Genomic DNA, 26,963 nt, shown 5'->3' with positions numbered 1-26,963 from the left:
GAGGCGAGTACGCGATGGGGCACAATCATGACCACAACCATTTTGAAGCCGCAAGAAGCGGCAATAAAAAAGCATTGGTCCTGGCGCTTATTATCACAGCCGGCATTATGGTGCTGGAATTTTTCGGCGGCCTATTCACCAATAGCCTTGCTTTGATTGCGGACAGTGGCCATATGCTATCAGATACCGTTTCACTGGCGCTCAGCCTGTCAGCAATCTGGTTTGGCGGGAAAGCAGCTTCTGCGAATAAAACCTATGGCTATTTCCGCTTTGAAATCATCACCGCCTTTATCAATGGGGCAACCTTATTTGTCATTGCGGGCTTTATTGTCTACGAAGCTATCGAACGTTTTTATGAGCCGCCAGAAGTACAAGGTGGCTGGATGCTGATGATTGCGGCAATCGGCCTTGCAGCTAATGTGTTAAGTGCCTGGGTGCTGAACCGCAACGCAGACGTCCAAGGCAACCTGAATATGAAAAGTGCTTATATGCATGTGATCAGTGATGCACTGGGCTCTGTTGGCGCCATAGTAGCCGGCTTGCTTATTCTTTTGTTTGACTGGACGCTGGCCGATCCCATCATTTCTGTGGTCGTTGCTTTGTTGATTTTGCGGAGTGCCTGGGGAATTCTCCGAACCAGTCTCCATATTTTGATGGAAGGCACGCCTCACGCGATCGATGCACAGGAAGTGAAGGAGCGGCTTCTTAAGATTGACGGGGTAGTGGATGTCCACGATCTCCACGTTTGGACCATCACGTCCGGACTCGATCTGTTTACATGCCATATGGATGTTACAACAAATGCAGACGAGCAACTGGTTCTTCGAAGCGCGCTGAAACTGGTCCATGACCAATGTGGAATCGAACATGCCACAATACAAATTGAAAAACCGGAAACCATGCACCATTCACTGAAAGTATAAATTCGTATGCCTTGGGGATGTCAGAGTTTGTTGGATTTTATAGTAAAGAATCCGTTGTTTTTGCTGGTTGTTTGTCCCTTTACTAAATTATGGAATCCCTATTTTTTCATGGTACACTAAAGCTAAAAGATAGGCAGAAAGGAGTGTCCGGCATGGCAGGCAATAGACGGCATGAATTGCAGATGCAAGCAGTCGAATGGGTAAAAATACAGCTTGGAGAAACGGCAGAAATTACAAGTATCGAGCCGTTGAAAGGCGGAACGTCTTCACTATTATTTGAACTGGCCGTCCAGGAAAATGGCTCTATCCATTATTATGTTCTGCGGCTTTTCCATAAAGAAGACTGGCTGAAAAGGGAGCCGGATCTGGCAAAGCATGAAGCAGCAAGCCTTCAGTTTGCTGAACAAGCAGGGTTTTCCGTCCCCCATTTAATTGCTTATGATGAGACAGGGGAGAACAGTGGGATGCCGGCCGTTTTGATGACTAAAGTGCCGGGTTCTGTCGTGCTTCAGCCAGCCAATGACGAGAAATGGCTGGATAGCTTGGCAGCCGCTTTAGCTAAGCTTCACCGAACGAAGGCAGAAGGCTTTCCTCACGAATACTTTTCTTACAATAATGTGTTCTTACTGGAAAAACCGACGTGGTCCAAAGTCCAAAACGACTGGATGCGCGCTTTTTACATTGTGGCTGAAAGCCGTCCCGAAGCTCAGGAATGTTTTATTCACCGGGATTTTCATCCGGCGAATGTACTGTGGGAAAATGGAGAAATCAGCGCTATTGTGGACTGGGTGAATGCTTGCCGCGGACCGGCTGGAATTGATGTCGGACATTGTCGCGTCAATCTGGCCCAGATGTACGGAATTTCCGTCGCCAATAATTTTTTGACGGCTTATCAACGCCATGCCGGCAGTCGATTCACCTACGATCCGTATTGGGATTTGGTCTCGCTGACAGACCTATTGGATGGTTCGCCGGTAGTTTATCCGGGTTGGGAAGCGTTTGGGATGAAAGGCTTGTCTGATGAGTTGATGCGTCATCGTCTAGATGATTATTTACTGAGTTTATTGGATCGGTTCGATGATTTTTAAGTGATGATACAGCAATGTCCAGTACGCTTCCAGGTTTGATTTCCCTGATAAAGGCAATATATAGGTTAAGTGAGTTTTTTGAGGAGGAAATCAGATGAAAGATGAACAACTGAAGCAATTGAAAAAGCAATTGGAAGAACAAGTGGAATCGCTGGAAGAGCGTGTGGAGCATACAGAGGAATTTGAAACAACCGAGCTTTCAAACTATGACAATCATCCTGCCGACAACGCAACCGATCTGTATGACCAGGAGCGTGGAATGGCGTTGACACAGTTTAAAGAAGAAGAATTGCAGGAAGCGAAAGCGGCATTGGCAGCAATCGAAGACGGGACATATGGGAAATGTGCAGTGTGTGGAAAAGATATTCCGTTTGAGCGGTTGGAAGCCTTGCCGACAGCATTGACCTGTATCGACCATGCAGATCATAACCCTGACCTGGAAAGCCAGCCACTGGTTGAGAAAGAAGACAATGGCATCCGGGATTACCAGGACAGCTTTGAAGATGTGGAGGATTTTGGGTCATCTGATACTCCACAAGATCAGCCAAATGAAAATCAAAAAGATTTCTTTAAGGATGAAAAGTAGAATTTGGCTTTGCCCCCTGCAGTCTATGCCAGGGGGTTTTATTTGAAGAAAAGTATTTCCTGGGAAATAACCGACGAGGAGAATGGCAATGGACAAATTGACGGAAGAGATTTATAGGCTGGAATGCAGTCATCTACAACCAGAGGTTCGGGTTTCAGCAGAAAAGCTGGGCGAAGTACTGGATGATGAGTTTTTTGAATTTGGCAGTTCGGGTGGAATCATTCGACGGTCGCATTATAAGGGAGACAACACCTTAAATCCGGATCCGATGGACATACGATCTTTTGCCATGCATGAATTGGGCCCGGCAGCTGTCCTGACCACCTATCAAGTCCACAATCAGAAGACGGGAAGGCTGACCAACCGCAGTTCAGTCTGGAAAAAACGTCAAAACGGCTGGAAATTATTTTTTCATCAAGGGACCGTTTCAATCGATCAAGTGTTTCAATAGAAGCAAAAGAGGTTATTTAGGTAACAGAACTATTTTAGGCAAAGGAGGAAACCGATATGGAACATGCCATTGTTTTATTTGATGGAGACTGTAATTTTTGCGATTCAAGCGTTCAATTCATTATAAATCATGATCCGGCCGGCTATTATCAATTTGCTTCCCTGCAAAGTGAAATTGGCCAGAAACTTTCAAAAAAACACAACATACCGGACGATGTTGATAGTTTAGTGCTGATAAAGGACGAACAGGCATATGTGAAATCTGAAGGTGCTTTGATGATTTCAAATCATTTAACCGGCCTTTGGAAGCTGGCTTATTACTTAAAACCATTCCCTCGTGCAATCCGTGACGGGGCATATGATATAGTGGCCAAAAACCGTTACAAGGTATTTGGAAAGCTGGACAGCTGTATGCTGCCGCCCCCCCATATCCGTAAGCGATTTTTGGATAAATAAGAAAATAACAGCGGAAGCGCCCGTGTAGCTCTGCCGGGCATAAGGCGGACCAGCAGGATGGCGCTCTTTGCCGCATAGCTGGGTCGACTTATGGCCCGAAGAGCTAAAAGTTATTCTTTCTCAAACCGTCAAAAAGCCCGAATCGGAGCAACTCCGAATTCGGGCTTTTTGATGATTAAGTGTAACCTGAAAAGTTTAAAAGAAATTGGATATCCGCCAATAATGGCTGGCAATCGGTCCTGCCATATAAGCCAGCCCTTCACTTTCTGTCTGATGAATTTCCATCCATTCGCCATCGCCAAACTTCAAATACGCTTCATGGTTCGGCGATTGGTCATGTATACCAATAATATCGTAGCTGCCATCCCGGTAGAATGCGGCTGACACTTCGTAATCGATGTTCGGCGAAGTGGTGATCGGATTTCCGACACTATGCTTTAATGTGACGGAAACTTTATGGCCCGTCTCTTCAAACTGTTCCACTTCGATTCCTTCAGCAGAAGCGACATCCGCTTTGCTGAATTTTTTTCGCCAATTGTATCCGATTGTGGGGCCGACGTCCTTATCGTAGGAAAATGAAGATTCTTCTTCTTTCAAGTCGACAGTAAAGTTGACCTGCGTCCGGTAATGCAGTGATTCAGGATCGAACTCCCGGCCGTCCCCCTGGAAATAGGGGAAAGGGGATAACAGGTTCGGATTTTTTAAAACCAAATCGGGCAGGAACGTATTGTATCGGAAATGCCAGACCGGGTAAATCTTCGGTTTTTCCATGTTGGATAATAAGGAATCCAGAGAAGCAATTTTTTTAGTGAGCCAAAAATCTTCCATGGCCGCTTTTTTCTTTGAAGAATTCCAGTTTAATGCGCCGAAAATTTTGGCGAGTGTGAACTTTTCTTCGCTGAAACTCTGCTCGGATTTCGCTACCGGCCGTTTGCCGCGTATCCAATAGATGAATTCCTGATCCATCGGGACTTGTCGATCCGTGTATTGATTTTTTTCAATTGTTTCAATAAATTCTCCGTTTCGGTAAATATCAAAGTGGGTGATGCCATCAATTTCTCCCCACGCCAAAGAAATACGCCTTTCAGAAACAATGGTCGTCAGAACGATTTCTTCCAGACGGTTAAGGCTGTCTTGTTTTCGGTTTTCCGTTCCTGTATGAAGCTTGATCTTATCTGTCCAATTTCCCGAAGTATCCAGCCGTTCAAGGGTATAGGTATACAATTCGCCTTTTTTTAATCCTTCGTCTTTAAACAAGTTTTGAGTGCCGGTATAAACGACTTGCTCATCCCTTTTTACCCTGCAAACACTTTCTGTATCGGTCCATCTGAAATAAATCAAAGTATCGGATTGTTCCAATACAACAATATCCAATTCAGTTTCCATTTTTCCACCTCCGCATGCTATTGTTATGGATATACCCTTTTTAACAAAAAAACGAACCCTTTCTCGAGAACCGCGAAATATTTGTTACATAAATAAAATATCGAATTAAATAATTTAACTGTATAATTAAGGTAGGAATATAGGTATATTCGGTTTTAATTTTTTATGGTAGTAGAAGATAAAAGCTATCTAAGTTGAACTAAAAGAGTAACATTTATATGTCAATTTGGCGGTTGTGGAAGAGAAGAGAGCAATGCTCCTCCGCAAGCTCTGTCGCCAAGGTAGACCAAATTCTTCTGGCACACCTTGGTTCACACGATAAGTCGAGAAGAACACTCACCTTAGTGCCCCGTTTCGTCCTGAGCCGCACCGGCGCTGGAGAACTCTCAGAGATATGGAGCAAAACAGCGAAGACTCCTGCGGCTTAGCGATTCGACCGATACACCGCAGGGAGCGCAGCGGACGAGGAGGATTGGGCGGGAGCCCGCTGGAAAGCGCAGCTGTTTTGTGGAGTATCGGCTAAAATAAATCATTAGTTCAACTTATATAGCTCTGAAACGATGTAGCAGAATTCAAACACTTTTTTCTTTATTTAACCCCTTTAGTATGTGGTTAAGGGAGAGATTCGAATTTTATTATAGAAAATAGATACTATAGAGATAATGCAAAGGGGATGGGTAAATGACAATGGAACACATTCAAAAAGTCAGGAATTTCAATGACTTCGATGAAGCGGCTGCTTATATTCTGCAGTTGCTCAGTAAACAGATCGGCATCAACTCCTTATTTATTGCTAAAAATGATGGCATAACAAATCATATTATTAAAGTGCGCAATACAGATAAAAAGTTGGTTGAAGAAGGCAGTTCCATGCCCCTTCCTCATTCCTTTTGCAGCTTGAGCATCAACCATGGCCCAAAGGCATTGGTTATAGAGGATGTATCGAAAAACGAAATGACCCGATCTATGGGTGTTTCCGCGGATTACAAACAAGGAACTTTTGTCGGAGTACCGGTTTATTATGATGATGGCACCGTCTATGGAACTATTTGTGGTCTGGACGACGAATCCTACAAGATTTCCGAAGAACAGCTCTACACGTTTGAAATGATGTCGACACTGTTGAGTTATGTGCTGGAACTTGAAAAAGCGAACAGTCAAATCCAAACATTGACTGCTCCGATTGTCCCTGTCACAAAAGGTGTGGCCATCGTCCCGGTAATCGGAGAAATTACGGCGCCTCGTGCCCAGGTCATCATAGAACACGTCCTCGAACAATGCGGCAAAGAGCCGATGGAATATTTGATCATCGATGTATCAGGAGTTTTGCAGATCAACACTGTCGTTGGGGAATACTTGCTGAAGCTCGTGAACATCCTTAAAGTAATTGGCGTAACACCAGTCATTACGGGGATTCAGCCTTTCATGGCATTGAAGGTTCCTCATTTTGCAGCTGCACTGAAAGGTGTATTGATTGAAGCCAATTTGGAATCGGCATTAAAACAGCTGGGGTTTGTGCTGATACAAGAATGCAAAGAAAAATCAGACTCCCCATGAGGAGAGTCTGATTTTTTATTGGGTGGAGTTAGTTTTCCTTATCAAAAAAGACATGCTTGAGTTCCCAGGAATCACCGATTTCCAGCAAACCGAAGGAATATTGCTCCTGTCTGCGCTTATCGGTCGGTGAACCGGGGTTAAACAACATAACGCCGTCGACTTCCCGCATGACCGGGGTATGGGAATGTCCGAACACGATAATATCGACGTCATCCTTGCTGAAGGTGTCAAGAGCCTGCTTTTCGGTAGCTTTTCGGTCACTATCGCCATGGACGACCCCGATTGTTAAATCTCCGAATGTAAGAATCTTCTTCTTTCCGAACTTCTCAAGAATATTCCATGGATCGACATTGCCGGTGACGCCGTCGATTTCCGCATATGCTGCCAGTTCATGGTAAACATCCATCGTCTGCCAATCACCGGCATGGATAATGAAGTCAGCTTCCTGGCATGCATCCACCAATTGTTGCGGCAGTTTCTTGGCGCGGAATGGAATATGAGTATCTGAAACAATAACAATCTTCATCTGAACGCCTCCAGTCAAATTCTTTCTTTTACTTTACCAAATAAACATCCTGCCGTCGAAAGCCAACTTTTAGGATTACATTTTCAGCAAACAGGGAATTACAGAGGGTAGGTATGATGAAGAAAATCGGAGGGGTTTTTATGAGAAAGAATACGACTAAAAAGTTTATCTATACAGGAGCCGCCATGGTCGGCAGCTTTCTTTTGATGACGGTCTATAATAAGAACCAAGCAAAAAAGATCTGGGTTTATGAAGACCATGATATGAGAAACAGTGTAATGGTCGATCACGAAGAAAGTGTTAACGCAGAGGTTGATGAAGCGGAAGTTGGATTGACCCAATTGGATTCTGCCTATCGCTCTGAATGGCAGGCAAATGGATTTCCTCAAACCCACAAAGCGATGGCAGAGTTGGAAAGTAAATGAAATGGTGGTCTCAGTTATAAAGCTGAGGCCATTTTTTGGTGACAGTTTCAGTAACCAATAACTTAAAGGAGGAAAGTGATTGTGGACAACAACAGAAAAGTCGTCTGCTACATTGCCGCCAGTTTGGATGGATACATTGCCACAGAAGACGATTCCCTTGAATGGCTCTTTAAGACCGCAGGCGAAGAAGAAGGGGATGCTGGATATGATGAATTCATGGAAACCATTGATACGGTAGTCATGGGGCGCAGAACCTATGACTGGGTAATGGAAGCTGAAGATGGGAAATATCCTTATCAGGGCATAGACAGTTACGTCTTCACCTCTTCCTCGGCTGAGGAAAATCCGTATGTGAAGTTTACGAATCAGGATATACCGAGCTTCGTGAAAGATCTCAGAGAAAAACCTGGGAAAGATATTTGGGTGATTGGAGGAAGCAAGTTGCTTCATGGTTTTTTGAAAGAGGATTTGATTGATGAGTGGATCATCTCGCTTGCTCCAGTTCTCATTGGAAAGGGGATTCCATTATTCCAACAGCAAGACGTTGAACGCCGCCTGAAGCTTAAATCGGTAAAATCATATGGTCAATTTGCACAGCTGCATTATGAAAAACTATAGGAAGAGACAAAAGACGACTGAGAAATTTTCGGTCGTCTTTTGCTTTGCTTCAAACCGTCAAGTCTTTCTCTTTTCAAAATAATAAGCGGAAATGCCTAATTTATAGGGGCGAAAAATCCTTATTTTTTGCATAAAGACAATAAAATATTACTTTTGGTCATTTTATCGACAGAATTTGAGTAGTTCCGAAGGATTGAATTCTTATAATTCCAATTATATACTATTAAGAAGAATCTTTTGTAGATTCTTGGAATTGAAGGGAGAGAAAGCATGAAGAAATTAAAAGTATTGGTATTCGCTTTATTTACAGTTCTATTCTTAGGTTTTTCTCAAACCTCCGCAGAAGCACATTCTCCAGACCTGCATGAAGGGGTATCCGGACAGGATGTAACGGAACTTCAATCAACTTTGAAAAAACTGGGTTATTTCCAGACAACCCCTACAGGTTATTACGGATCTATCACTAAGAATGCAGTTATTCAGTTTCAACGTGATTTCAATGTTTCTGATACTGGCTTTACAGGTCCGTTGACACGAGCGAAACTTGCAGATGTTGAGATGATGGCGCGTGTCGTACATGGAGAAGCGCGTGGAGAAAGCCACACCGGCCAAGTAGCGGTAGCGGCTGTTATCCTGAATCGTATCGATTCTTCCTTGTTTCCAACCAGTACATATAATGTTATTTTCCAGCAGAATGCTTTTACTGCTGTAAATGATGGGCAATACAAGCTAAAACCCAATGCTGCAGCGTACCAGGCCGTAAAAGCTGCTGTGAAGGGCTCAGATCCATCCTTTGGTGCAACTTATTATTACAACCCGGCTGGTGTGACAGATACGTGGATTTTCTCCCGTACAACCATCACTAAAATCGGCAAACACGTATTTGCAAAATAGTTTCCACTATCGCCTTGAAAACATCAGGGCGATTTTTTAATGGAATGATGCAGTGCTTTGAAAAGGGTTATACTGAGAAGGAATGAAGAAAGGTGGAATAGAAATGTCAGAAAATAATACGCAGCAATTGCCGCCAAAAACCTGCAGTGTCGAAAAATTAGTGACCAATAAGAAGGATGTAGAAAAAGTTTTGGCTGGTACGAAATCAGCGACCCGAAGAAATGGACGGTATGCAGATATAGGGGAAATCATGGTACTGGATGACAAGAAATTTATAGTCAATCAGGTATATCAGCAAACACTCGGTGAATTAACAGATGAAATGATCATCCGGGAAGGTTACACGTCTGTGGAAGACTACAAACAGTCTATATTGTCTTTTCACCCAGGAATGCCCTGGTTGCCTGAGATGACCGTTTGGGTCCATGAATTCCATTTGGCAGCTGAGTAAATAAACGGTGTATACATTTGTTCTATACGCTCATATTTTAAGTGCCGTATTATCCATCGGCCCTTTTTTTGTGCTGCTTCCTTTAGTCAAAAGAATGGCAACGGCAGCCGGCAATCTATTGGAATCGCACATCATAACCTTTAAATCTGCGACACGCCTTGTTAAACATGCAGGCCATGTGCTGGTGACGACAGGCATTCTGTTGATTTGGCAGGGGCCATGGGAATGGGGCACTTCATGGGTTTTGTGTACGATCGCTGTGATGGTTGCTTCTGTTTTTTTCTTAGCGCGCGCATTTACGCCGACTCTTCGCCGATTTGGAACAGAAGGAGCCGATCAACTGCAGTTGGTCAAGAAGTTGAACCGTTCTTTATGGATTTACATTCTGTTATTACTGCTGATGCTGTGGTTCATGGTTGATAAACCAATGTTTTGGTAATGAAAAAAAGACGCCTCCGCTCATTAAAGAGCAGAGGCGTCTTTTGGTTTATCCTTTGACAGCGCCTGCTGTCATGCCGGCAACGAAATAGCGCTGCAGGAAAACATAGGCGATGACCATCGGTGCTGAGGCGATGATGACGCCTGTAAAGAGCATCGGGTAGTTTGTTGAATATTCACCCTGGAACTCCAGTAAAGCAAGCGGCAGGGTCTTATAGGCGTTATCCGTGATGAACAGCAAAGGATACAACAGATCATTCCAATGCATCACGAACAGAAAGATTGCTGTCGCTGACAGGGAAGGCAGCGATAGTGGAATCGCCACTTTCGTATAGATCTTCCAATTCCCCGCTCCGTCTATCGTGGATGCTTCAAACAATTCTTTTGGCAGGGTTTTCATAAAGCCGGTCAGAATAAAGACTGCGATCGGCAAGGTTGTAGAAATATTGACGAGAATGAGCCCCACCAGGCTATTCGTCAGGCCGAGGTCAAGCATCAGCGAATAGAGGGGAATCATACTGACTTGTGCCGGTACCATCATGCCGAGTGTAAACAGGATAAACAGGGAATTTCCAATCCAATTATTGAGCCGGATGATGCCATAAGCAATCATCGAAGCAAAGAACAGGGTCAATGACACGGAAAACAAGGTGACGATTGTGCTGTTGATAAAATAGCCGGCCATTGTCTGCTCCTGGAAAATTGCTGTATAGTTCTCGAATTGGAGACCTGCTTCCGGAAAGCCGAGTGGATTTCTGAAGGTTTCCTGAATTGTTTTCATGGAAGTCAAAACCACAATCAATAAAGGAACCAAAATCAGCAGTGCATAGATGATAAGGGAAAATCTACGGAAGAACAAGCTGTTGTCCCCCTTTCCTTAAGCTTAAGAACTTGAAGATTTTTATATAAGTTGAATTAAAGAAACCCGCTTTTGCCCAATGCTTTGGCTGTTTGCGCTTTTCTATTGTCTAGCTGCAGCGCCCAGCTCTTCGGGGTCATAAGCCCGCCCAGCTATGTGGCTGAAAACATGCCACTTCGCTGGTCTGTCTTATGCCCGTCAGAGCTACATGGGCGCTTCCGCTTTTCTAGTGATCCAGACTCCGGCAGCCAGCCCCTCGAGTCGCTTCAGCTTTACCAAGAATGGCAAAGAACGCCATTCCCGGTAAAGCTTCCAGCGCTTGTCGCGGCTAAACGGCTGCCTTCGCTTTTCATATTGTCCAGACTCCAACGGCCAACTCCTCGGGTCATAAGCCACTCTGGTGTCTGGTTGCAAGTGCCTAGCTCTTCGGGTCATAAGTCGACCCAGCTGTGCGGCAAAGAGCGCCACCCTGCTGGTCCGCCTTATGCCTGTCAGAGCTGATCAGGCACTTTCACTTTTCGTGCTGTGCGGCAAAACACGCCGCTTCGCCAGAGCGTCTTATGCCTGTCGGAGCTGAGCGGCCGTTTTCGCTTTTCTATTGTCTAGCTGCAGCGCCCAGCTCTTCGGGGTCATAAGCCCGCCCAGCTATGTGGCTGAAAACATGCCACTTCGCTGGTCTGTCTTATGCCCGTCAGAGCTACATGGGCGCTTCCGCTTTTCTAGTAAGAAATCCTATCAGAGCGCAGGGCTTTGAATTGCAGGAACGTAATAATCGCGATGATGACCATGAAAATAACTGAAATGGCGCTTGCATAGCCGAATTGATAGCTTCTGAAGGCGATGTCGAAAATATAAGTAGCGACGATCTCTGTTGAATTATTCGGCCCCCCGCCTGTCATGGCAAAGACCAGATCGAATGCTTTGAACGATTGGATGGTGGTATATGCAACAACAATCGTAGCGGAAGGTGCCAGTAATGGCCAGGTTACAGTGCGGAAGGTCTGCCATTTGGTGGCCCCTTCTATTTTTGCTACTTCATAGAGTTCATCCGGAATGGCTTGCAGCCCTGCAACGAAGATAATCAGCATTTGTCCCGCATGGAACCAGATCTGCGTAACGGCCAGGGAATAGATGGCAATATCTGCATTGCCGAGCCAGTTTTGCGTCAGGAATTCAAGTCCAAGCAGATCCAATACCTGATTCAGGATGCCAAGTGACGGATCGTAGATGAACGACCAGATAAAGGCTACTGACACGGATGACAGGATGGTCGGGAAAAAATAAAGCGCGCGTAAAAAGATGGTGGTCTTCGTGTTTTTGAGGACGATCAAGGCGAACGCCAAGGCAACAAGTGTCTGGAAGACAACAACGACAAGCATGAATTTCAGGTTATTGCCGATGGTCTTCCGGAAAATTGTATCCCCGGTAAAGGCCCGTTCGTAATTGTCGATTCCTACAAACTGAAAACTTGAGCTGAGGCCGTCCCAATCCGTAAACGAATAAAACAGGGCGCTGATTGTCGGATAAACAAAGAAAATCGCATACAGGAGAAGCCCTGGCAAAAAGAATAAGTAGATGGATTTAGAAATTTTCATCCCGTTATTCCCTGTTTTCGTCTACGAGCTGCTGGGCTTCTTCAGCAGCTGTCATCGGATCTGCTCCGCCCAAGACATTTTCGATGGAGCTGAGGACGGCAGCCTCGATTTGAGCGTTAGTGATCAGGAAACGCGGCTGGAACCGGGTTTTTCTTTCGTCGATCCAATAAGCTGTATTCTGCAAGACTTCTGATTCGTATTCAACATCATTGACCGTTAGATGCTGACCGGTTTCATTGGCGTATTGGGAAGCAATTTCAGGCTGGCTTAGAAATGAGATGAATTCTTTTGCCTGTTCTTTTTTCTCTGATTGGCTGTTGACTGCGAGCATGAAAGTCGCGGTATTAATGCCTTCATACACAGCTTCGCTTTCTTCAACTGTAATTGGTGCCATCAAATCGAGCTGTAGGTCCGGGTTCAGGCCAAGCAGGGCAGACATATGATAAGATCCTGTCGCCAGCATAGCGGCTTCTTCATTGGCCACCATCGCCATTGCAGAATCTTGGGTAGTTCCCAGAGCATCGTCCTGGATATACCCTTTTTGTTCAAGCAATTGGAAATCTTCCAAAGTCTTGACCCACCATTCGTTGGTCAGGGATTCTTCGCCATTCTGAAGTTTTTCGAAAACATCTTCATCCGGCGCATTGTTCATCATCATGCTGTTCATGAATTGGTTAGGGCCGATGTCTGCTCCAGGGAAGGCGATTGGGGTAATGCCATTTTCAAGGAGTGTGTCTGCCATTTCCTGGAACTCAGTCCAACTCTTCGGCACTTCCAACCCCAGCTCTTCGAACATGCCTTTATTATAGACCGGCATATTGAAGACCAGCTGATAAGGAAGGGCAAATTGAGCTCCATCTTTTTGTCCGACGCTGATCAGCTCTTCATCGAAGTTTGATACGAAATCCTCACCGCTCAAATCTTCAAACAAACCGGCGCTGGCGATGGCTTCAAATTGTGCGCCTGGGAAGGATGTAAAGACATCGCCCGTCGACCCGTCCTGCAGCAGACGCTGTCCGGTAGCCTGGTACTGCTCAGATGGATAGATGGTCATTTCCACAGAAATGTCAGGATTTTCATCTTCAAACTGGGCAATAATATCATCCAATACTGCTTTGTCTTCGCCTCTCCAGTGGATAAAGCTGATCTGGGTGCTGTTTTCTGCACTTTCACCGCCTGTATCGCTTGCGCTGTCACCTGCACATCCGGCAAGCAGTAAACTTGAAGCCAAAAATCCTGATGATAAATAGGCAAACTTTTTCATGTCTATTCTCCTCCCTCTATTTTAAAAGTTGAAACACTCCCTTTATTTATACCCCAATCTTTCTCTTAAATACAGAATTATCTAATAAGTCATGTTATTAGTTGACAAATAGGCTGAAATTGAATAAGATTGGCACAACCTTTTTTGTACGGATTGCGGTTGAAGGGGTCGGAAGCGACACCGCCGAATTCCAGTTGAGCAGAGTATAGCAGAGCTAAATCGATGAATAAGAAGAGTAGCGCAGATCAACCTCTCAAAGAGAGCCAGTGGCAGGTGGAAACTGGTGGGGTGTCTGAGTGAATGGGCTTATGAGTGGTTCTTTGAACAAGCAGTAGAAGAATCCGTTTCCCCACGTTATCAGGGATCAAAGTGAAAGCTGTGTCAGCTTTAACATGAGGTGGTACCGCGGTCAATCCGTCCTCTGCAAGGAACAATTCTGTTCCTGCAGGGGATTTTTTTGTTTTCAGGAATAAAACAGCACCAAAAGCAAGAGCCGATCGAGTCTGGATGATCGCCTTCGCTTTTAATAAAAGGAGATGAGCCGAGATGAGTAAAGAAATGAAGATGAGAAAAATTGATGGAGATTCTTTGACGCCGATTGCGGTGTTTAACCGACTGGCTGGAGAACGCAAATGCCTGCTCGAGAGTTCTTTGAAGACCAGTGTGACAGGCCGTTATTCCTTTATTGGAGCGGACCCTTCAACGGGTTATATCGGACATGGCCGCCAATTGCGGGAAATCGATTTCCGGACAGGCACTGAAAAAATACATGAAGGTAAACCGTTGGAATTGATTAAAGAACGGATGCCCCGTTATGAAGCGGAAGTGGAAGGCCTGCCTTTCACAGGCGGTGCTCTTGGCTATATCGGCTATGACGCGATCCAGGTGTATGAACCGATCAAAGCGCCGAAGGAAGACAGCCTCCAGATGCCTGATATCCACCTGCAGGTTTATGAAACCATCGTGGTTTTTGACCATGTCAAAAATGATGTGACGATTTTATCGTTCGAAGACAAGCTGGATGAAATCGAACAGCAATTGTCCGTGCCGGAAAAACCGGCAGCGGCAACAGGCCAGGAATCCCTGCAATTTGATTCCAAGACCAGTGATGCGTTCTTCCGCAAACAAGTGGAACAGGCAAAAGACCATATCCGCAAAGGGGACGTCTTCCAGCTGGTACTGTCTCAACGGCTGTCTGCCAGCTATAAGGGCGATGCTTTCGCGTTGTACCGGAAATTGCGCAAGCAAAATCCGTCTCCTTATCAATTTTTCATCGACTTTGATGGCTATGCCATTGTAGGGGCCTCGCCGGAGAGCTTGTTGACGATACGGGGCAGCCATATGGTGACCAACCCGATTGCCGGAACACGCAAGCGCGGCAGAACGGTTGTTGAAGATGATCAATTGGCGGAAGAGCTGGCCGGTGATGAGAAAGAACAGGCAGAACACAAGATGCTGGTGGACCTCAGCCGCAACGATGTGGGGCGCGTGGCTCAGATTGGAACAGTGGAAGTGCCGAAGTACATGGTTATTGAGAAATATCAGCACGTGATGCACCTGGTTTCGGAAGTGACCGGAGAACTTGACCAAAAAATGCATCCGCTTGATGCACTGGTGTCTTGTTTGCCCGCTGGTACAGTCTCAGGGGCTCCCAAAGTTCGTGCCATGCAATTGATACAAGAATTTGAAGAAGAACGCAGAGGGGTCTATGGAGGCGCAATCGGTTATTTTGGGTTCAATGGCAACCTGGATGTCGCACTGGCCATCCGCACCTTTGTGGTCAAGGATGGCATGGTCCATGTCCAGGCAGGCGCAGGCATTGTCTTTGATTCGGATCCACAGGCGGAATACGAAGAAACGCTCCATAAAGCGCGTTCACTGACGGAGGTGTTCGGATGATTCTCCTAATCGATCATTATGATTCGTTTACTTATAATATTTATCAGGCAGTTGCTGCGATGGATGTCGAGGTGGAAGTGGTCCGTTACGGCACTTTGACACTCGATGAAATCAAAGCGAAAAACCCGCAGGCCATCATTCTTTCGCCAGGACCCGGCCATCCGCTGGAACTGCCGCAATCGATCGAGCTGATTCAGGAATTGCATCAATCCATTCCGATTTTGGGCATTTGTCTGGGCCAGCAATTGATTGGCGCAGCGTTTGGCGGCAAGGTTGTCCAAGCTCCGTTTATCCGCCACGGAAAGGTCTCGCAAGTGTCACATGAGCAGCAGGGATTGTTCCGCAACATGCCGATGCCTTTGCCGGTCATGCGCTACCATTCGCTGGTATTGGAACCGGAAACCTTGGCTGATTGCTTGGAGATTCAATCCCGGGCACTTGACGATGGCACCATCATGGCCGTGAAGCATCGGAATTATCCCGTTTACGGAATCCAATTCCACCCCGAGTCCATCGGTACACCGGATGGCGTGGAATTAATGAAGGAATTCATTGTGCAGGTGCAGCAGGAAAAGGCCAGCATCCGATAGTCATAAAAAAATCCCAAGCCGCTATGGCTTGGGATTTTACTATGGTTGAAGAAAGCTTGATTTTCATGTTTGCCCCCAGCCTGCAATACCGATAGTGGGGAGAGAGGAACGCCTATTCACGGATCAATGGCATCGTACAGCAGCGGAAAGCGCCGCCTGATTTGATGATTTCGGAATAATCGACTTCAATCACATGGAACCCGCGTGCCGTCAACTGCTTGTTGACCTGCCGGTTCTGCGGTTGGCTGAAGACTTTGCGGTCACCGATGGACAGCACATTGGTGCCAAGTGCAAACTGTTCTTTTTCGTTGACGCGGATTAATGTATAGCGTTCAGCGAGCATCCGGACAGTGTCCATATCGAGCGCTTCAGGAAAGATCAGCGCTTCGGTTGGAGACAGGATATTGAAGACACAGTCCAGATGCAGGTATTTTTCATTGAAAGAAATAGGGATGACTTCAAAATCCGGCAACTGGAGTTGCAGGTCACGGATGGCTTTTTTGGAAGTCCGGCTGCTGACGCCGACAAAGACGGTGTCGCGGTCGATGATGACGTCTCCGCCTTCAATGCGATGTCCCGTCATATCCTTGAAGTTCACTTCATGCGCCTCCATCCACTTTTGGAGCTCCTGTTCTTCGCCCTGGCGAATATCAGAAGCCATTTCACTGATGAATACTGTGTCGCCGATAGTGAATCCGATATCGCGCGTAAAAACCTGTTCGGGATAGTTTTCGGATGGTTCAATCAAATCGGTTTGAATGCCTTGGTCAATCAATGCCTGGACGAATGCATTGTGCTGGTGGAGCGCTTTGTCGACATCGATGTTCTCATCTTTGTATCTTTTCTGGACGTCATTGATGACATCTTTTATTTCCATATAACGTGGTGGGCAAAGCAGGACGCGCCGGAGCGGATCGTATTCGCTTTGGCAGCGGGCAGATAGACTTTCTTTAATATAGGATGACATATGGGTTCCTCCAAAAAACATAGTTATTAACTCTATATTCCTTTTAGCTGGAAACTTAAAACATCATTGCAGAAGAAGATGCACAAAATATCCAAACAGTGAGAAGATGGAGAAAGACAGAGAAATCAATTAAAGAGGGGGGGCATTTTTTATGAAAATCATTCAACAGGAAGCAGCGGAGGACCGTGACTTTATCCGGAAAAAGGTCATTGCCCACAATAATGCGAGTTTACCAGGCGAAAAAACATCTCCATTTGAACAAATGAGCTTTATCGTCCGCAATGAGGAGGGAGAAATCATAGGGGGATTGACGGCCACCGGTTTTTGGCGGCATCTTCATATCGATTTCCTTTGGGTGGATCCAGAAGCAAGAGGCCAACGCCTTGCTGCAAAGCTCATGGCTCAAGCAGAAGTGTATGCCCGCAGCCAAGGGCATCGGTTAATGATTGTCGATACTTTGAGCTTTCAAGCTCCGGAATTCTATAAAAAGCAGGGCTTTACGGAATTTGGGGTAATCAATGATTTTCCAGAAGGCCATAGCCACCATTATTTTGAAAAATGGCTGACGGATCTATCTGATAATCGAAATAGAGAACAATAAAAAAAGGGCTTTGGCCAAAACAACCATCAGCAATCGGGAATTTAGGGAGGTTACTGGAATCGGATCTCCGTCGATCGCTTTAAACCTGTTAACGGGCGCCTCATCAAGGCACCGCCACTACCGCATTCCGGAAGCATTTTAGCTTGCGGACCGTATTGTGTCGAGTTTGGACTGTAAGCTCTATTAATGGAATAAAACAAATCTTCTTTTCAAATAAAATCCAAAAAAGGCCCTGGACCACAAGCTGCTTTCCGGGAAAACCGCATACAAAGCAAAAACCGCTGGAGAAAAATCAATGATTTTTCTCCAGCGGTTTTATTTCAGGGGCTTATAGTACAGCCCCCTTTTTTTATTGCTGTTGCTCTTGGTAGAAAACTTTATCTACGTTGTATTTCGCTTTTTCCGTATTGATCAAATACGTTTCGTAAATGTCGCGCTCCATTGGATCTTCGACAATGGAGATGGTGATGCGGTATACTTCGTCACGATGATTTTTCAACGGTGATACCGAATCTTCGAAATGTTTTTTCACACGCTGGCGAAGTTTGCGGGCTTTTCCGACAAACAACAATTCTCCGCTGTGATTAAAGAACTGGATGATGCCGCCTTTATCGCGTGGAATTTCGTGGATATCGATAAAGCCGTATAGTGGTTTAACGACGGCTTCGTCGCCTGTAATTTCCTGTTTGCGCTGTGTAATTGTCACATCCGCTTTTGGTGGTTGGATATTAATCATGCTTATCACGTCCTCTAGTTATCGTATTGCCTATTTTAACACAAAAAAGAGCGGAAATCCATCCGCTCTTTTTTGCTGGTGATTCCAGTCTTTTTTATAAGGTCTTCAACTGTTCGCTGGCCGGCTGATCGCCCTGCAGCACTTCAAAGACTTTGTGATAGGTATTGCTGCGGTCAAGCACATCCACCAGGACATGAGCGACATCCGCCCGCGGAATGGATCTTCCTTCCATAGAAGAAAAGCCTTCAAGAGATACTTCAATCTTTTCGGACTTGTCTTCATCAGAAAGCGCACCAGGACGCACGATTGTATAATCCAAATTAGTTGCCTGCAGAAGATCATCCGCTGTCCGTTTGGCGACAAGATAAGGCTTCATGGCCTCACCGCCGGCATCAGGGTCAGTCGATCCCATCGATCCTAATTGCACAAAACGTTTGACGCCTTTGTCCTGCGCATATTGAGCTGCTTTGACAGAGCCCCATAAATCGATGGTCAAGGTCTTGTCAGCTCCTGTTGATGGGCCGGAACCTGCTGCAAAGATAACCGCATCGACCCCTTCGAAGGCTTCGCTGAAGTCTTTTTCAAGGTCTGCGAGTACGACCTTCGACGCGCCAAGTTCTTTCAATTCATCTATTTGTTCTTCTTTACGGACCATTGCGGTCGCTTCATGTTTTGAGTCGGCTAATTCTTTGACAACATTGCGGCCGACTTGACCGTTTGCTCCAATAACTAATACGTTCATTCGATTTCCACTCCTTTAATTGTCTTCACCTCCCTTATGTTCCCTTTTGAGGGTGGATTAAACGTTTTATTTCATCGTTGAACTGTCCAAAAAGGCCCAGACACGCTAGAATAGAAGAACGGAGGTGTTACAATGCAAATTACAGATTATGTGTTTCACAAAATTAACGACCCTACAGGCATAATGGTGGGCGATCGTTACGAATTTTTGTTGAATGTCGAAGTTGATGAAGATGATGAACTATATACTGAAGGTGGCCTGGAACTGCGTGTTATTATTGCTGCAGAAGAAACCGGAGCCCGCATAGCGCATTACAATTTTATCGATAAGCAGACAAGAGGCGCACTTGAATTTGGACTTGAAGAAGAGGAAGAAGAAGAAATCCTCGCTTACTGTTCAGAAAAGCTTGCATAACAAAAAACCATCCTGCTCAAAATGAGCAGGATGGTTTTTTGTTATTTATAGCTTAACCTCGATTGCTGCATTTTCTTTCAGCTCTTCAATGCGGGCAAATACCGCTTCCTGTGTTTTTTGTTCTTCCAGTGACTTTCGGATAGTGGGTTCCATTTCTTCAAAAGCCGGAGCTTCTTCTTCAGAACTCTCCACAAAACCATCATATGCCGTTGTCACTTCTTCATCCGTCACTTCACCAGCCTGTATCTCTTCGGCAATATACTGTTCATATACTAATTGTTCACGAAGCTGCCCTTCCATATCATCCAGTGTAAAGCCGGTTTCAGCCAATGCTTTGTCCATTGCTTCTGCGTTCTCAAACTGGCCTTTCAACTCTTCCAAACGCTCTTCGACTTTTGTTTCATCAGCTTCATAGCCTTTTTCTTCAGCATCTTGCAGTATGACTTTATTGCCCACCAATACAGACATCGCCTGTTCTTTCACAAGCTCATTCGTCTCTTCCGACATCTCGTGTCCTTGAGCCGCCAATGTGGTTTCCAGCTGGCGTGCCACGCTATTATAGACATTCCCTAAAATTTCATCTCCATTGACTACGACCACAACCTCTTCTTGAGCCGGCAGTTCCATGGAGGATTCTGCAGGAGCAGTATCTGCTGCCGCTTCTTCCGTGGTTTCAGGTTCTGCGCTTTCTTCGGGGGCTGTTTCTTCGTTATCAGAGCACGCGCCCAATGTCAGCAATAAAAGAAAAGGGGCGAATGCGAATTTCATTTTCTTGATCATTTTAAAACTCCTCTTTCACTTTGTCTCTTAAAAGTAAACCATATTTTATTATCCGATACAAATAGTTGGTTAGACGTGTTTAAATAATGTCGCAATTCTGTATAATGAAAGGAAGCAGAACTTGTTTTGCCCTCAGTTCTTACTGAAACCCCTGACTGTTACTTTGTACATAAGCTCAACAGCCTTGGAATAGATCAAAAAAGTTCATAACGGGCCAAACCATCTGAATAGTTTGTTCGATATGATTCGGCTTGCGAAGATGTTATAATTATAAGAATATATTAATAATGATACAACACTTACATCTTTTGGAGGAATCCCTATGACAAGTTCAAACAACATCAAAGCACGCAAAACCTTAGAAAATATTCAGCCTTACTCACCTGGAAAGCCGATTTGGGAAGTACAGAAGGAATTAGGATTGGACCGGGTCATCAAATTAGCGTCCAACGAAAATCCGCTTGGCCCATCGCCTAAAGCAGTAGCGGCCATCCAACAGGGACTGGCGGAATTGAACCGGTATCCCGATGCGGATGCCAGCGCATTGAAAAAAGCCATTGCCAAGGAATTTCAAGTAACCCCCCAGCAGGTCATTCCAACAAATGGAGCGGACGAGCTGATTACGCTGATTTCTGAAGCTTTTCTTGAAGTTGGGGACGAAGTGATCGTTCCGTCGCCATCGTTCAGCGAATATGATTTTGGCGCACACATCATGGGTGCCACAGTCGTACCGGTCAAATTTTCAGCAGGATTCGAATTTGATGTGGATGCAATGATTGCGGCCGTGACAGACAAAACCAAAATCATTTACATCTGTACACCGAACAATCCGACAGGCACGTATATGTCCAAAGCGGATCTGGATAAATTGGTGGAAGCGATTGATGATGTATTAGTGGTCATCGATGCTGCCTACAGCCATTTTGCGGATGCTGCGGATTACACGCATGGCATCGAATACATCAATGCCGGATACCCGGTATTGACGCTGCAGACCTTCTCGAAGATTTACGGCATCGCCGGAGTGCGGGTTGGTTTCGGAATTGCTTCCGAACCGATCATCCAATCGATCCTAAAAGTCAAAGAACCGTTCAACGTCAATACTTTAGCGCAGATTGCAGCAACAGCTGCTATTGAAGATACGGAACACGTAAAGACTTCGCAGCAAGCCAATAAAGCCGGCCGCGAACAATTGTACAAAGCTTTTAACGAACTTGGATTGGCATATATTGAAAGCATGGCCAACTTCGTGTTGGTCCAGATAGGTGAAGACGGTGAAAAGCTGTACAAGGAATTAATGGCGAAAGGTGTCATTGTCCGTCACGGAAAAATCTGGGGATTGCCCGATTACGTGCGGGTTTCTGTCGGAACAACGGAAGAAAATCAATTCTTCATTGATACATTAACCGCATTATTGGTCAAACAAGCATAAGTAGAGAGGCTCCTGAAATTGGGGCCTCTTTTTTCTTTTGGAAAATCCCTTCTGACCTATAAGTGGAGCTTATTTGGGTGTTTAACAACGAGAAGAAACGGGAATTTTTGGGGGAAATGCCAATAGTAAAGGGTGGATGCTATGATTTATGATTGCGCGATAATTGGCGGCGGTCCCGCGGGGTTGAACGCTGCATTAGTGCTTGGAAGATCCAGAAGAAAGACATTGCTTTTCGATGATGACAACGGACGCAATTTGGTGACGAGAAAATCGCATGGCTTCATTACACGGGATGGCATTGAACCTGAAGAACTCAAACGTCTGGGCCGCAAGGATATCGCCGACTATGGGTGCGTGGAGATTAAAGAGCAGCGCATAGTCAGCGTTAACCGCATCTCCAAAACGCATTACGAATTGACGACAGAAGATGGAGATGTATTCCACAGCATTAAAATCATCATTGCGGCAGGTCTGAAAGAAGAGCAGCCGAACATTCCCGGTATCGAGAAATTTTACGGCACTAGTTTATTCAGCTGCCCATATTGTGATGGCTGGGAACTGCGGGACCAGCCACTGGCAGTGATTGCGGACAAACAGGTATTTGAACTGGCAAAGAAAATCTATACCTGGAGCCATGACCTCATCGTCTTTACAAATGGAGAAGGCCGTTTAGAGGAGGAGGACAAGCAAAAACTGCTCCGGAAAGGCATAAAAGTGGTGGAGGATATCATTGATGGGCTGGAAGGAGAAAACGGACAGTTACGCAGCGTGAGACTTGAAGATGGTACGCTGATCGATCGGACAGGCGGTTTTGTAACGCCTCTATGGAGCCATGCCACTCCATTTGCCAAGCAACTTGGCTGCAAACAAAACGAGCATGGCGGCATTTTGACCGACGATTATGGACGGACAAATGTCTGGAATGTCTATGCAGCGGGTGACGCATCATTGATTGTACCTTCCCAGCTGGTGATTGCGGCAGGGGAAGGAAGTGCAGCAGCCATTGGCGTCAATGGAGATTTAATCAATGAATATTTCGATACGGAGTAATGAGGTCAAGAACCTTTAATGAACTTTCGAAACAGCAGGTACTGAACAAAAAACAAGGCCAGAGCTGTCAGGCACAGATTGATATAGTACCAAAGGCCATCTCCAAAAAAATCCAAGGGGGAAGTGGTGGTTGGGCGCTGCATCAAATAAAGATAATTGGAATCAGTCAGTGGATTGACGAAAAAACCGATTAAGACGGCATATGCGAGCAGCAAGGCGTAGACAGAAAAGACTGAACGCATGGTAATAGCAGCAGGGCGGCAAAGCGCCAAAAACAGGCAGGCCCAGGGAATAGCCATATGGTGGATGAAAAATTTCCAAAAACGGAAATGCTGGTAATCATATGGCAGTTCGGGAGTGATCAAAGCCAAAAAAGCTGGAAGGATGCCGATATAGAAAGAGAGTTGAATCCATAGGGGGCGCATGGTCAGCAAGCCGATCATGGCAGTGAGGGAAGCTACCCCGCATAGATGCAAAGGCATTTGTCCGCTAAAGCTCCAGACGTCATTTGTCATGGCCCAATAATGATAGGAGAACTCTGAAGTGAAAAGAATAGCCAGCAAGGGCCAGCGCAGCCATTGAAAGAGCTGCTTGTTATTTCTCAGCCGATTTTTTGCCGAGATCAGCACAACGATTCCGGTAATGGCAATCGCCAATGCCAGCAGGTGACTAGGAGAAAATGGGTTGAAAGAATAGGTTGATGTTGCAGCAAACCAGTTTTCCATAACAGCCCTCCTGATGAAAAAGTTACTGTATAAATAGTTTACCATCTATTCAGTCAACTTAATCGTTTACTTGAAATCAGCTTTTCCATCTTGGCATAAACGTATGTTTTGCGTAAAACCCTTCCTATACGATAAACTTTTAGAAAAGGATCCGTAGGAGGAATGCCCGTTTGGACCAGCCGAATTTATTATCGTCCATCACTTACATCGACACGGAGCGTTCCATCGAGGCAGGCGAAATGAAAATCATCGAAACTGAATGCAATATTCAGCTGTATGAAGATACGTTGGTCACTTCTGGAACGTGGTTCCAGGTAGCAAATGTTTGGGATATCTCCTATAAATCATTTTCTTCCGAAGCCAACTTATTGTATCTCCATACCCATCGTGGCGTCTTGACCTATAAAGTCTATACAGACCCGGATAAATTCGTAGAGACGTTTAAAAAATTGAAAAACGAGAATTACTAGAAGAAGATAGGTTTTTTCCTGTCTTCTTTTTCAACCTTATAGAGCTGTCGTAAAGGTAAGGAAATGTCTGGAGGAAGGGGGAAAAGAAAATGGAGGATAATATTAAAATTGCAGATCAGTGGACCAGAAAAGTGAACGAGCGGGACATCAAAGGCGTGCTGGAAGTATCGGATCGCCATATTGAATTGGTTGGTCCGAGGGGAACCGCAGAGGGGCACAATATTCTGGAGCAATGGATCAAGGAGTCAGGCATCAAAATGGAAACGCAGGGCCATTATGCTAAAGGCAACGAAGTGATCTGCGTTCAAAAAGCTACATGGGAAAACCAAAATGGCCATGTAACAATCTATACCTTCATGGAAATAAAAAATGGGAAAGTCCATCGTTTAGGCAGATACGATACCTTGGATGATGCTTTCGGGCAATGCCAATTAAGTGAAAGAGATAAAGTTGAATAAAAAAGAGGACGAGAAAATTTTCTCGTCCTCTTTTTATATGCCATATATTCACTTCATTTCACTATTGACCAAATCGCCCAATTGGTTCCAATTTTTGACACGCGGCAAGTCAAGATGGCGGTTATAGGATTGGTCTTTAACGATGGCCTTCACCGGGTCATTCCTCAAGGTATCCAGGACCGCCGGCTTGTCATCGAAATAATAATCCAGTTGCAAATCTTTGATGATGCCTGCCTTTTCGGAGTCCTTCATGCCGCAGAAAAAATTCTCGCGCTCAACGGGGAATCCTTGTTCAATCAACCAGCTGTACGTATTTTCCGTGTGCTGTGGCGGACGCGATGTGATATAGAAAAGTTCGTGCCCATCCGATTCGAGCTGCTTCAGCAATTGGAGTGCACCGGGATAGAGGGGGCAGTCAGTGAAATATAAAAACTCCAACGAACGGTTCCACATGTTCTTGCCTTCTTCATCGTCCAACCCAAAGGCTTCATGGATTTCCACCCGGTTCAAGGCGTGGAAAATATCGATATCCACTTCCCGGCCCAATTGCTCCTGGTAATAATGGAAGGCGTATTCGCGCAAATTAATCAATGTATCATCTATATCAAAGCCGAATTTCATTTGCTGCTGCCTCGCTTTTCGGGATAGCCCGTAAATTTAAAGTCCTTGCCGATTTTACTGAATTCACCATCGCGGAGATCAATGGCGTCTTTCATCCACTCCACACCTGTCCCTTCGATGAACGTCGGCGCAATTTTGCCGCCCACGAGTTTAGGAGCAAAGTAAAACACCACTTTATCAATCAAGCCATTTTCCAGAAATGCCGCATTGATGGTGCCGCCTCCTTCAATAAAGAGCGAGGAAATGCCTTGTTCACCGAGCACCCGAACGACATCGAGTACATCGACCTGGGTGGCACTGCCGGTTTCGTATATGGAAATTCCCAGCGCCTCCAATGCCTCCCGCTTGTCGGGACTGTAATTTTGGCTTGTGAAAATCCATGTATCGGCTATGCCATCCGTGACCAACTTCGAGTTGAGCGGAATGCGGAGCGTGGAATCGAGCACAATGCGGAGCGGATTGCGGCCATTGGGAATACGCGCCGTCAGTTCCGGGTCATCTGCAATGACGGTTCCAACGCCCACCAAAATGGCCATGTGCTGGCTGCGCAGAAGATGGACATCCGTTCGTGCTTCCTCGGAAGTGATCCATTTGCTGTCAAGAGAATGGGTAGCGATTTTCCCATCCAAGGTAGATGCAGCTTTCAAAGTCACGAAAGGGGTCTTTTCAACGATGAATTTATTGAAAACCTCATTCATCTTCCGGGATTCTTCTTCACGTACACCTACAACCACTTCAATACCGGCTTCTTCCAGCATGCGGACCCCGTTTCCGGCAACAATCGGATTTGGATCCAGTGTTGCCACTACGGCTTTCTTAATGCCCGCATCAATGATGGCCTGCGCGCAGGGGCCGGTCCGTCCAAAATGGGAACAGGGTTCAAGCGTCACATAAATTGTGGCGCCTTGACTCATGTCGCCTGCCATGCGGAGTGCATGAATTTCGGCATGGGGTTCGCCCGCTTTCAAATGAGTTCCAATGCCGACAATGCGGTTGTCATTGACAATAACGGAGCCGACCAGCGGGTTGGGATCTGTCTGGCCTTTTAGGCTTTTTGCATTGTTGAGGGCAAGGTCCATATAAAATTCATGGCTTGACATGGACAATGTCCTCCCCATCTTTAAGATGCCCTGAGCGATCGATTTTGGTCTGCAGGTAATTGGCGTTGTATTCGGATTCATCTCCCCAAAGAGAGGTTCTCGATGCAATCTGGAGTCCGGCTTTTTCGATGGCATCCACTTTCTTTGGATTATTGGTCATCAAGATTACCGGCTTAGTACGCAATGCCTGCAGTACAGCAATAGCGTCGCCATAATTTCTGGAATCATCCACATACCCCAACTGTTCATTGGCTTCGACTGTGTCATAGCCATTTTCCTGCAGGACGTAGGCCATCGCTTTGCTGAAGAGGCCGATGCCGCGTCCTTCATGATTTGCCAAATAAAACAATGCGCCGGTACCGTGTTCTGTAATCCGCTTCATGGATTGTTTCAACTGGAAGCCGCAGTCGCAGCGTTTGCTGCCGAAAATATCACCGGTGTGGCAGATGGAATGCATACGGATCAATGCTTCTGCATCATTTTCGAAATCTCCATAGACAAGGACGCTCGATTGCTGATACTCGGCCAGGTTCGCTGAGCTCAATTTTTCGATGATGCTCTCGTAATCCTCTGTCACTTCATCAAGGCTCAACCAGCAATACCAGTTGAATATGAAAGTTTCATCATATAAGTTCACAGGAAGCCGAATCGGTCCAACCAGGTAGACGGCGCCTTCTTCTGTCTCGATCATTTGAATTTTCTCTTTTAATATGGCAAAGACCTTTGGGTCTAGCTTCATGTCTGTCATTTCAGTTTCCCCCTATATGAACCCTATCTATATGATATCGTACTACATGATGTTACTAAAAGTAAGTTATAAGTCCTCGACAACTTCTAAATAATAATCATTATCGTTTAGGAA

At 45.6% G+C, this 26,963-nt stretch carries 33 protein-coding genes and 1 other annotated feature; of the genes, 19 read left to right on the top strand and 14 right to left on the bottom strand.

From position 1 onward, the window contains the following. The first annotated feature begins 14 nt into the window (after positions 1-14). The 5 genes from AC1MEO_RS12075 (at position 15) to AC1MEO_RS12055 (ending at position 3,503) form a co-directional block, all read left to right on the top strand. Positions 15-923 carry a cation diffusion facilitator family transporter gene (locus tag AC1MEO_RS12075; RefSeq protein ID WP_480330748.1) on the top strand — a complete coding sequence of 303 codons (909 nt, stop codon included), beginning with the start codon at positions 15-17 and terminating at the stop codon, positions 921-923. 152 nt (positions 924-1,075) lie between these two features. Continuing rightward, positions 1,076-2,011 (top strand): phosphotransferase family protein, encoded by a 936-nt coding sequence (locus AC1MEO_RS12070; protein WP_480330746.1) that lies wholly within the window; start codon positions 1,076-1,078, stop codon positions 2,009-2,011. 94 nt (positions 2,012-2,105) lie between these two features. Next, complete coding sequence (locus AC1MEO_RS12065) at positions 2,106-2,597, top strand: TraR/DksA C4-type zinc finger protein (RefSeq protein WP_480330744.1); 492 nt, start codon at positions 2,106-2,108, stop codon at positions 2,595-2,597. A gap of 88 nt (positions 2,598-2,685) precedes the next feature. Next, positions 2,686-3,048, top strand: coding sequence for a nuclear transport factor 2 family protein (locus AC1MEO_RS12060; RefSeq protein WP_480330742.1), 363 nt, complete (start codon positions 2,686-2,688; stop codon positions 3,046-3,048). A gap of 56 nt (positions 3,049-3,104) precedes the next feature. After that, a complete protein-coding gene (locus AC1MEO_RS12055) occupies positions 3,105-3,503 on the top strand; it encodes a thiol-disulfide oxidoreductase DCC family protein (protein WP_480330740.1) in 399 nt (132 codons plus the stop codon). Between the two features lie 195 nt (positions 3,504-3,698). Here the strand turns inward: AC1MEO_RS12055 and AC1MEO_RS12050 are convergent, their stop codons facing one another. Continuing rightward, a complete protein-coding gene (locus tag AC1MEO_RS12050) occupies positions 3,699-4,889 on the bottom strand; it encodes a DUF3238 domain-containing protein (protein ID WP_480330738.1) in 1,191 nt (396 codons plus the stop codon). Positions 4,890-5,570: 681 nt separating this feature from the next. Here AC1MEO_RS12050 and AC1MEO_RS12045 point away from each other — a divergent pair. Beyond that, complete coding sequence (locus AC1MEO_RS12045; RefSeq protein WP_480330736.1) at positions 5,571-6,446, top strand: STAS domain-containing protein; 876 nt, start codon at positions 5,571-5,573, stop codon at positions 6,444-6,446. Positions 6,447-6,474: 28 nt separating this feature from the next. Here the strand turns inward: AC1MEO_RS12045 and AC1MEO_RS12040 are convergent, their stop codons facing one another. Further along, positions 6,475-6,972 (bottom strand): metallophosphoesterase family protein, encoded by a 498-nt coding sequence (locus AC1MEO_RS12040; RefSeq protein ID WP_480330734.1) that lies wholly within the window; start codon positions 6,970-6,972, stop codon positions 6,475-6,477. Positions 6,973-7,112: 140 nt separating this feature from the next. Here AC1MEO_RS12040 and AC1MEO_RS12035 point away from each other — a divergent pair, with 140 nt between their 5' ends. The 5 genes from AC1MEO_RS12035 (at position 7,113) to AC1MEO_RS12015 (ending at position 9,799) form a co-directional block, all read left to right on the top strand. After that, a complete protein-coding gene (locus tag AC1MEO_RS12035) occupies positions 7,113-7,397 on the top strand; it encodes a hypothetical protein (protein ID WP_480330732.1) in 285 nt (94 codons plus the stop codon). Positions 7,398-7,478: 81 nt separating this feature from the next. Then, entirely contained in the window at positions 7,479-8,015 is a 537-nt protein-coding gene (locus tag AC1MEO_RS12030) for a dihydrofolate reductase family protein (protein WP_480330730.1), read from the top strand. Between the two features lie 270 nt (positions 8,016-8,285). Continuing rightward, a complete protein-coding gene (locus tag AC1MEO_RS12025; protein WP_480330728.1) occupies positions 8,286-8,909 on the top strand; it encodes a cell wall hydrolase in 624 nt (207 codons plus the stop codon). A 103-nt stretch (positions 8,910-9,012) separates the two neighbouring features. Continuing rightward, positions 9,013-9,360 (top strand): ASCH domain-containing protein, encoded by a 348-nt coding sequence (locus AC1MEO_RS12020; RefSeq protein WP_480330726.1) that lies wholly within the window; start codon positions 9,013-9,015, stop codon positions 9,358-9,360. Between the two features lie 7 nt (positions 9,361-9,367). Next, complete coding sequence (locus AC1MEO_RS12015) at positions 9,368-9,799, top strand: hypothetical protein (protein WP_480330725.1); 432 nt, start codon at positions 9,368-9,370, stop codon at positions 9,797-9,799. A gap of 48 nt (positions 9,800-9,847) precedes the next feature. On the opposite strand, the gene AC1MEO_RS12010 is transcribed toward AC1MEO_RS12015, so the two are convergent. The 4 genes from AC1MEO_RS12010 to AC1MEO_RS11995 all read right to left on the bottom strand — a co-directional run bounded on the left by AC1MEO_RS12010 (position 9,848) and on the right by AC1MEO_RS11995 (position 13,516). After that, positions 9,848-10,657: a carbohydrate ABC transporter permease gene (locus AC1MEO_RS12010; protein WP_480330723.1), complete on the bottom strand. Its 810-nt coding sequence runs from the start codon at positions 10,655-10,657 to the stop codon at positions 9,848-9,850. 204 nt (positions 10,658-10,861) lie between these two features. Next, positions 10,862-11,026, bottom strand: coding sequence for a hypothetical protein (locus AC1MEO_RS12005; protein ID WP_480330721.1), 165 nt, complete (start codon positions 11,024-11,026; stop codon positions 10,862-10,864). A gap of 350 nt (positions 11,027-11,376) precedes the next feature. Next, positions 11,377-12,252 (bottom strand): carbohydrate ABC transporter permease, encoded by an 876-nt coding sequence (locus AC1MEO_RS12000; RefSeq protein ID WP_480330719.1) that lies wholly within the window; start codon positions 12,250-12,252, stop codon positions 11,377-11,379. 4 nt (positions 12,253-12,256) lie between these two features. Further along, positions 12,257-13,516, bottom strand: a complete 1,260-nt coding sequence (locus AC1MEO_RS11995) for an ABC transporter substrate-binding protein (RefSeq protein WP_480330717.1) — start codon at positions 13,514-13,516, stop codon at positions 12,257-12,259. 213 nt (positions 13,517-13,729) lie between these two features. Continuing rightward, positions 13,730-13,941 (top strand) — a binding site (T-box leader). A gap of 121 nt (positions 13,942-14,062) precedes the next feature. Between AC1MEO_RS11995 and trpE the strand changes: the two genes are divergently transcribed. Next, on the top strand, positions 14,063-15,415 hold the full coding sequence (gene trpE, locus AC1MEO_RS11990; RefSeq protein ID WP_480330715.1) for an anthranilate synthase component I: 1,353 nt from the start codon (positions 14,063-14,065) through the stop codon (positions 15,413-15,415). Further along, positions 15,412-16,005 carry an anthranilate synthase component II gene (locus tag AC1MEO_RS11985; RefSeq protein ID WP_480330712.1) on the top strand — a complete coding sequence of 198 codons (594 nt, stop codon included), beginning with the start codon at positions 15,412-15,414 and terminating at the stop codon, positions 16,003-16,005. The genes trpE and AC1MEO_RS11985 overlap by 4 nt, the downstream gene beginning before the upstream one ends. 112 nt (positions 16,006-16,117) lie before the next feature. Here AC1MEO_RS11985 and AC1MEO_RS11980 read toward each other — a convergent pair whose 3' ends face one another. After that, the gene (locus AC1MEO_RS11980; RefSeq protein WP_480330710.1) at positions 16,118-16,972 is read right to left on the bottom strand and encodes a dimethylarginine dimethylaminohydrolase family protein; all 855 of its coding nucleotides are present in this window, start codon (positions 16,970-16,972) and stop codon (positions 16,118-16,120) included. Between the two features lie 151 nt (positions 16,973-17,123). Between AC1MEO_RS11980 and AC1MEO_RS11975 the strand changes: the two genes are divergently transcribed. Continuing rightward, positions 17,124-17,573 (top strand): GNAT family N-acetyltransferase, encoded by a 450-nt coding sequence (locus tag AC1MEO_RS11975; RefSeq protein WP_480330708.1) that lies wholly within the window; start codon positions 17,124-17,126, stop codon positions 17,571-17,573. Positions 17,574-17,922: 349 nt separating this feature from the next. Here the strand turns inward: AC1MEO_RS11975 and AC1MEO_RS11970 are convergent, their stop codons facing one another. Then, positions 17,923-18,309: a nucleotide excision repair endonuclease gene (locus AC1MEO_RS11970; RefSeq protein ID WP_480330706.1), complete on the bottom strand. Its 387-nt coding sequence runs from the start codon at positions 18,307-18,309 to the stop codon at positions 17,923-17,925. A gap of 94 nt (positions 18,310-18,403) precedes the next feature. Next, on the bottom strand, positions 18,404-19,051 hold the full coding sequence (locus tag AC1MEO_RS11965) for an SDR family oxidoreductase (RefSeq protein WP_480330704.1): 648 nt from the start codon (positions 19,049-19,051) through the stop codon (positions 18,404-18,406). 132 nt (positions 19,052-19,183) lie between these two features. Here AC1MEO_RS11965 and AC1MEO_RS11960 point away from each other — a divergent pair, with 132 nt between their 5' ends. Then, on the top strand, positions 19,184-19,465 hold the full coding sequence (locus AC1MEO_RS11960; RefSeq protein ID WP_480330702.1) for a DUF6509 family protein: 282 nt from the start codon (positions 19,184-19,186) through the stop codon (positions 19,463-19,465). Between the two features lie 45 nt (positions 19,466-19,510). On the opposite strand, the gene AC1MEO_RS11955 is transcribed toward AC1MEO_RS11960, so the two are convergent. Next, the gene (locus tag AC1MEO_RS11955) at positions 19,511-20,245 is read right to left on the bottom strand and encodes a SurA N-terminal domain-containing protein (RefSeq protein ID WP_480330700.1); all 735 of its coding nucleotides are present in this window, start codon (positions 20,243-20,245) and stop codon (positions 19,511-19,513) included. 322 nt (positions 20,246-20,567) lie between these two features. On the opposite strand from AC1MEO_RS11955, the gene hisC reads away from it, so the two are divergent. Together hisC and AC1MEO_RS11945 are read left to right on the top strand one after the other, a co-directional pair. Further along, positions 20,568-21,677 carry a histidinol-phosphate transaminase gene (gene hisC / locus AC1MEO_RS11950; protein WP_480330698.1) on the top strand — a complete coding sequence of 370 codons (1,110 nt, stop codon included), beginning with the start codon at positions 20,568-20,570 and terminating at the stop codon, positions 21,675-21,677. A 141-nt stretch (positions 21,678-21,818) separates the two neighbouring features. After that, positions 21,819-22,727 carry an NAD(P)/FAD-dependent oxidoreductase gene (locus AC1MEO_RS11945; protein WP_480330696.1) on the top strand — a complete coding sequence of 303 codons (909 nt, stop codon included), beginning with the start codon at positions 21,819-21,821 and terminating at the stop codon, positions 22,725-22,727. 5 nt (positions 22,728-22,732) lie between these two features. On the opposite strand, the gene AC1MEO_RS11940 is transcribed toward AC1MEO_RS11945, so the two are convergent. After that, positions 22,733-23,452, bottom strand: a complete 720-nt coding sequence (locus AC1MEO_RS11940) for a YwaF family protein (RefSeq protein ID WP_480330694.1) — start codon at positions 23,450-23,452, stop codon at positions 22,733-22,735. A 170-nt stretch (positions 23,453-23,622) separates the two neighbouring features. Here AC1MEO_RS11940 and AC1MEO_RS11935 point away from each other — a divergent pair, with 170 nt between their 5' ends. Beyond that, complete coding sequence (locus tag AC1MEO_RS11935) at positions 23,623-23,922, top strand: hypothetical protein (RefSeq protein ID WP_480330692.1); 300 nt, start codon at positions 23,623-23,625, stop codon at positions 23,920-23,922. A gap of 89 nt (positions 23,923-24,011) precedes the next feature. Beyond that, entirely contained in the window at positions 24,012-24,380 is a 369-nt protein-coding gene (locus AC1MEO_RS11930; RefSeq protein WP_480330690.1) for a nuclear transport factor 2 family protein, read from the top strand. Positions 24,381-24,428: 48 nt separating this feature from the next. On the opposite strand, the gene AC1MEO_RS11925 is transcribed toward AC1MEO_RS11930, so the two are convergent. The 3 genes from AC1MEO_RS11925 to AC1MEO_RS11915 are packed head-to-tail and all read right to left on the bottom strand — an operon-like array spanning position 24,429 to position 26,849. Continuing rightward, positions 24,429-25,001, bottom strand: a complete 573-nt coding sequence (locus AC1MEO_RS11925; RefSeq protein WP_480330688.1) for a 5' nucleotidase, NT5C type — start codon at positions 24,999-25,001, stop codon at positions 24,429-24,431. After that, complete coding sequence (gene ribD / locus AC1MEO_RS11920) at positions 24,998-26,101, bottom strand: bifunctional diaminohydroxyphosphoribosylaminopyrimidine deaminase/5-amino-6-(5-phosphoribosylamino)uracil reductase RibD (protein ID WP_480330686.1); 1,104 nt, start codon at positions 26,099-26,101, stop codon at positions 24,998-25,000. The genes AC1MEO_RS11925 and ribD overlap by 4 nt, the downstream gene beginning before the upstream one ends. After that, positions 26,088-26,849: a GTP cyclohydrolase II gene (locus AC1MEO_RS11915; protein ID WP_480330684.1), complete on the bottom strand. Its 762-nt coding sequence runs from the start codon at positions 26,847-26,849 to the stop codon at positions 26,088-26,090. The genes ribD and AC1MEO_RS11915 overlap by 14 nt, the downstream gene beginning before the upstream one ends. Positions 26,850-26,963 lie beyond the last annotated feature (114 nt).

The organism is Planococcus sp. BI3 (genome assembly GCF_056680115.1).
Note: the sequence above shows the minus strand (reverse complement) of the source record. Positions and strands in the feature narration are given on the sequence as shown.

Excerpts from the sequence above, each read along its gene's own strand:
- trpE (WP_480330715.1), top strand. The coding sequence starts at position 14,063 with ATGAGTAAAGAAATGAAGATGAGAAAAATTGATGGAGATTCTTTGACG.
- AC1MEO_RS11955 (WP_480330700.1), bottom strand. The coding sequence starts at position 20,245 with ATGATCAAGAAAATGAAATTCGCATTCGCCCCTTTTCTTTTATTGCTG.
- AC1MEO_RS12020 (WP_480330726.1), top strand. The coding sequence starts at position 9,013 with ATGTCAGAAAATAATACGCAGCAATTGCCGCCAAAAACCTGCAGTGTC.
- AC1MEO_RS11945 (WP_480330696.1), top strand. The coding sequence starts at position 21,819 with ATGATTTATGATTGCGCGATAATTGGCGGCGGTCCCGCGGGGTTGAAC.
- AC1MEO_RS11985 (WP_480330712.1), top strand. The coding sequence starts at position 15,412 with ATGATTCTCCTAATCGATCATTATGATTCGTTTACTTATAATATTTAT.
- AC1MEO_RS12040 (WP_480330734.1), bottom strand. The coding sequence starts at position 6,972 with ATGAAGATTGTTATTGTTTCAGATACTCATATTCCATTCCGCGCCAAG.
- AC1MEO_RS11960 (WP_480330702.1), top strand. The coding sequence starts at position 19,184 with ATGCAAATTACAGATTATGTGTTTCACAAAATTAACGACCCTACAGGC.
- AC1MEO_RS12070 (WP_480330746.1), top strand. The coding sequence starts at position 1,076 with ATGGCAGGCAATAGACGGCATGAATTGCAGATGCAAGCAGTCGAATGG.
- AC1MEO_RS11925 (WP_480330688.1), bottom strand. The coding sequence starts at position 25,001 with ATGAAATTCGGCTTTGATATAGATGATACATTGATTAATTTGCGCGAA.
- AC1MEO_RS11965 (WP_480330704.1), bottom strand. The coding sequence starts at position 19,051 with ATGAACGTATTAGTTATTGGAGCAAACGGTCAAGTCGGCCGCAATGTT.
- AC1MEO_RS11940 (WP_480330694.1), bottom strand. The coding sequence starts at position 23,452 with ATGGAAAACTGGTTTGCTGCAACATCAACCTATTCTTTCAACCCATTT.
- AC1MEO_RS11930 (WP_480330690.1), top strand. The coding sequence starts at position 24,012 with ATGGAGGATAATATTAAAATTGCAGATCAGTGGACCAGAAAAGTGAAC.
- AC1MEO_RS12045 (WP_480330736.1), top strand. The coding sequence starts at position 5,571 with ATGACAATGGAACACATTCAAAAAGTCAGGAATTTCAATGACTTCGAT.
- AC1MEO_RS11970 (WP_480330706.1), bottom strand. The coding sequence starts at position 18,309 with ATGATTAATATCCAACCACCAAAAGCGGATGTGACAATTACACAGCGC.
- AC1MEO_RS12065 (WP_480330744.1), top strand. The coding sequence starts at position 2,106 with ATGAAAGATGAACAACTGAAGCAATTGAAAAAGCAATTGGAAGAACAA.
- AC1MEO_RS11980 (WP_480330710.1), bottom strand. The coding sequence starts at position 16,972 with ATGTCATCCTATATTAAAGAAAGTCTATCTGCCCGCTGCCAAAGCGAA.
- AC1MEO_RS12055 (WP_480330740.1), top strand. The coding sequence starts at position 3,105 with ATGGAACATGCCATTGTTTTATTTGATGGAGACTGTAATTTTTGCGAT.
- AC1MEO_RS12000 (WP_480330719.1), bottom strand. The coding sequence starts at position 12,252 with ATGAAAATTTCTAAATCCATCTACTTATTCTTTTTGCCAGGGCTTCTC.
- AC1MEO_RS12025 (WP_480330728.1), top strand. The coding sequence starts at position 8,286 with ATGAAGAAATTAAAAGTATTGGTATTCGCTTTATTTACAGTTCTATTC.
- AC1MEO_RS12060 (WP_480330742.1), top strand. The coding sequence starts at position 2,686 with ATGGACAAATTGACGGAAGAGATTTATAGGCTGGAATGCAGTCATCTA.
- ribD (WP_480330686.1), bottom strand. The coding sequence starts at position 26,101 with ATGTCAAGCCATGAATTTTATATGGACCTTGCCCTCAACAATGCAAAA.
- AC1MEO_RS11995 (WP_480330717.1), bottom strand. The coding sequence starts at position 13,516 with ATGAAAAAGTTTGCCTATTTATCATCAGGATTTTTGGCTTCAAGTTTA.
- AC1MEO_RS12050 (WP_480330738.1), bottom strand. The coding sequence starts at position 4,889 with ATGGAAACTGAATTGGATATTGTTGTATTGGAACAATCCGATACTTTG.
- hisC (WP_480330698.1), top strand. The coding sequence starts at position 20,568 with ATGACAAGTTCAAACAACATCAAAGCACGCAAAACCTTAGAAAATATT.
- AC1MEO_RS11915 (WP_480330684.1), bottom strand. The coding sequence starts at position 26,849 with ATGACAGACATGAAGCTAGACCCAAAGGTCTTTGCCATATTAAAAGAG.
- AC1MEO_RS12035 (WP_480330732.1), top strand. The coding sequence starts at position 7,113 with ATGAGAAAGAATACGACTAAAAAGTTTATCTATACAGGAGCCGCCATG.
- AC1MEO_RS11975 (WP_480330708.1), top strand. The coding sequence starts at position 17,124 with ATGAAAATCATTCAACAGGAAGCAGCGGAGGACCGTGACTTTATCCGG.
- AC1MEO_RS12075 (WP_480330748.1), top strand. The coding sequence starts at position 15 with ATGGGGCACAATCATGACCACAACCATTTTGAAGCCGCAAGAAGCGGC.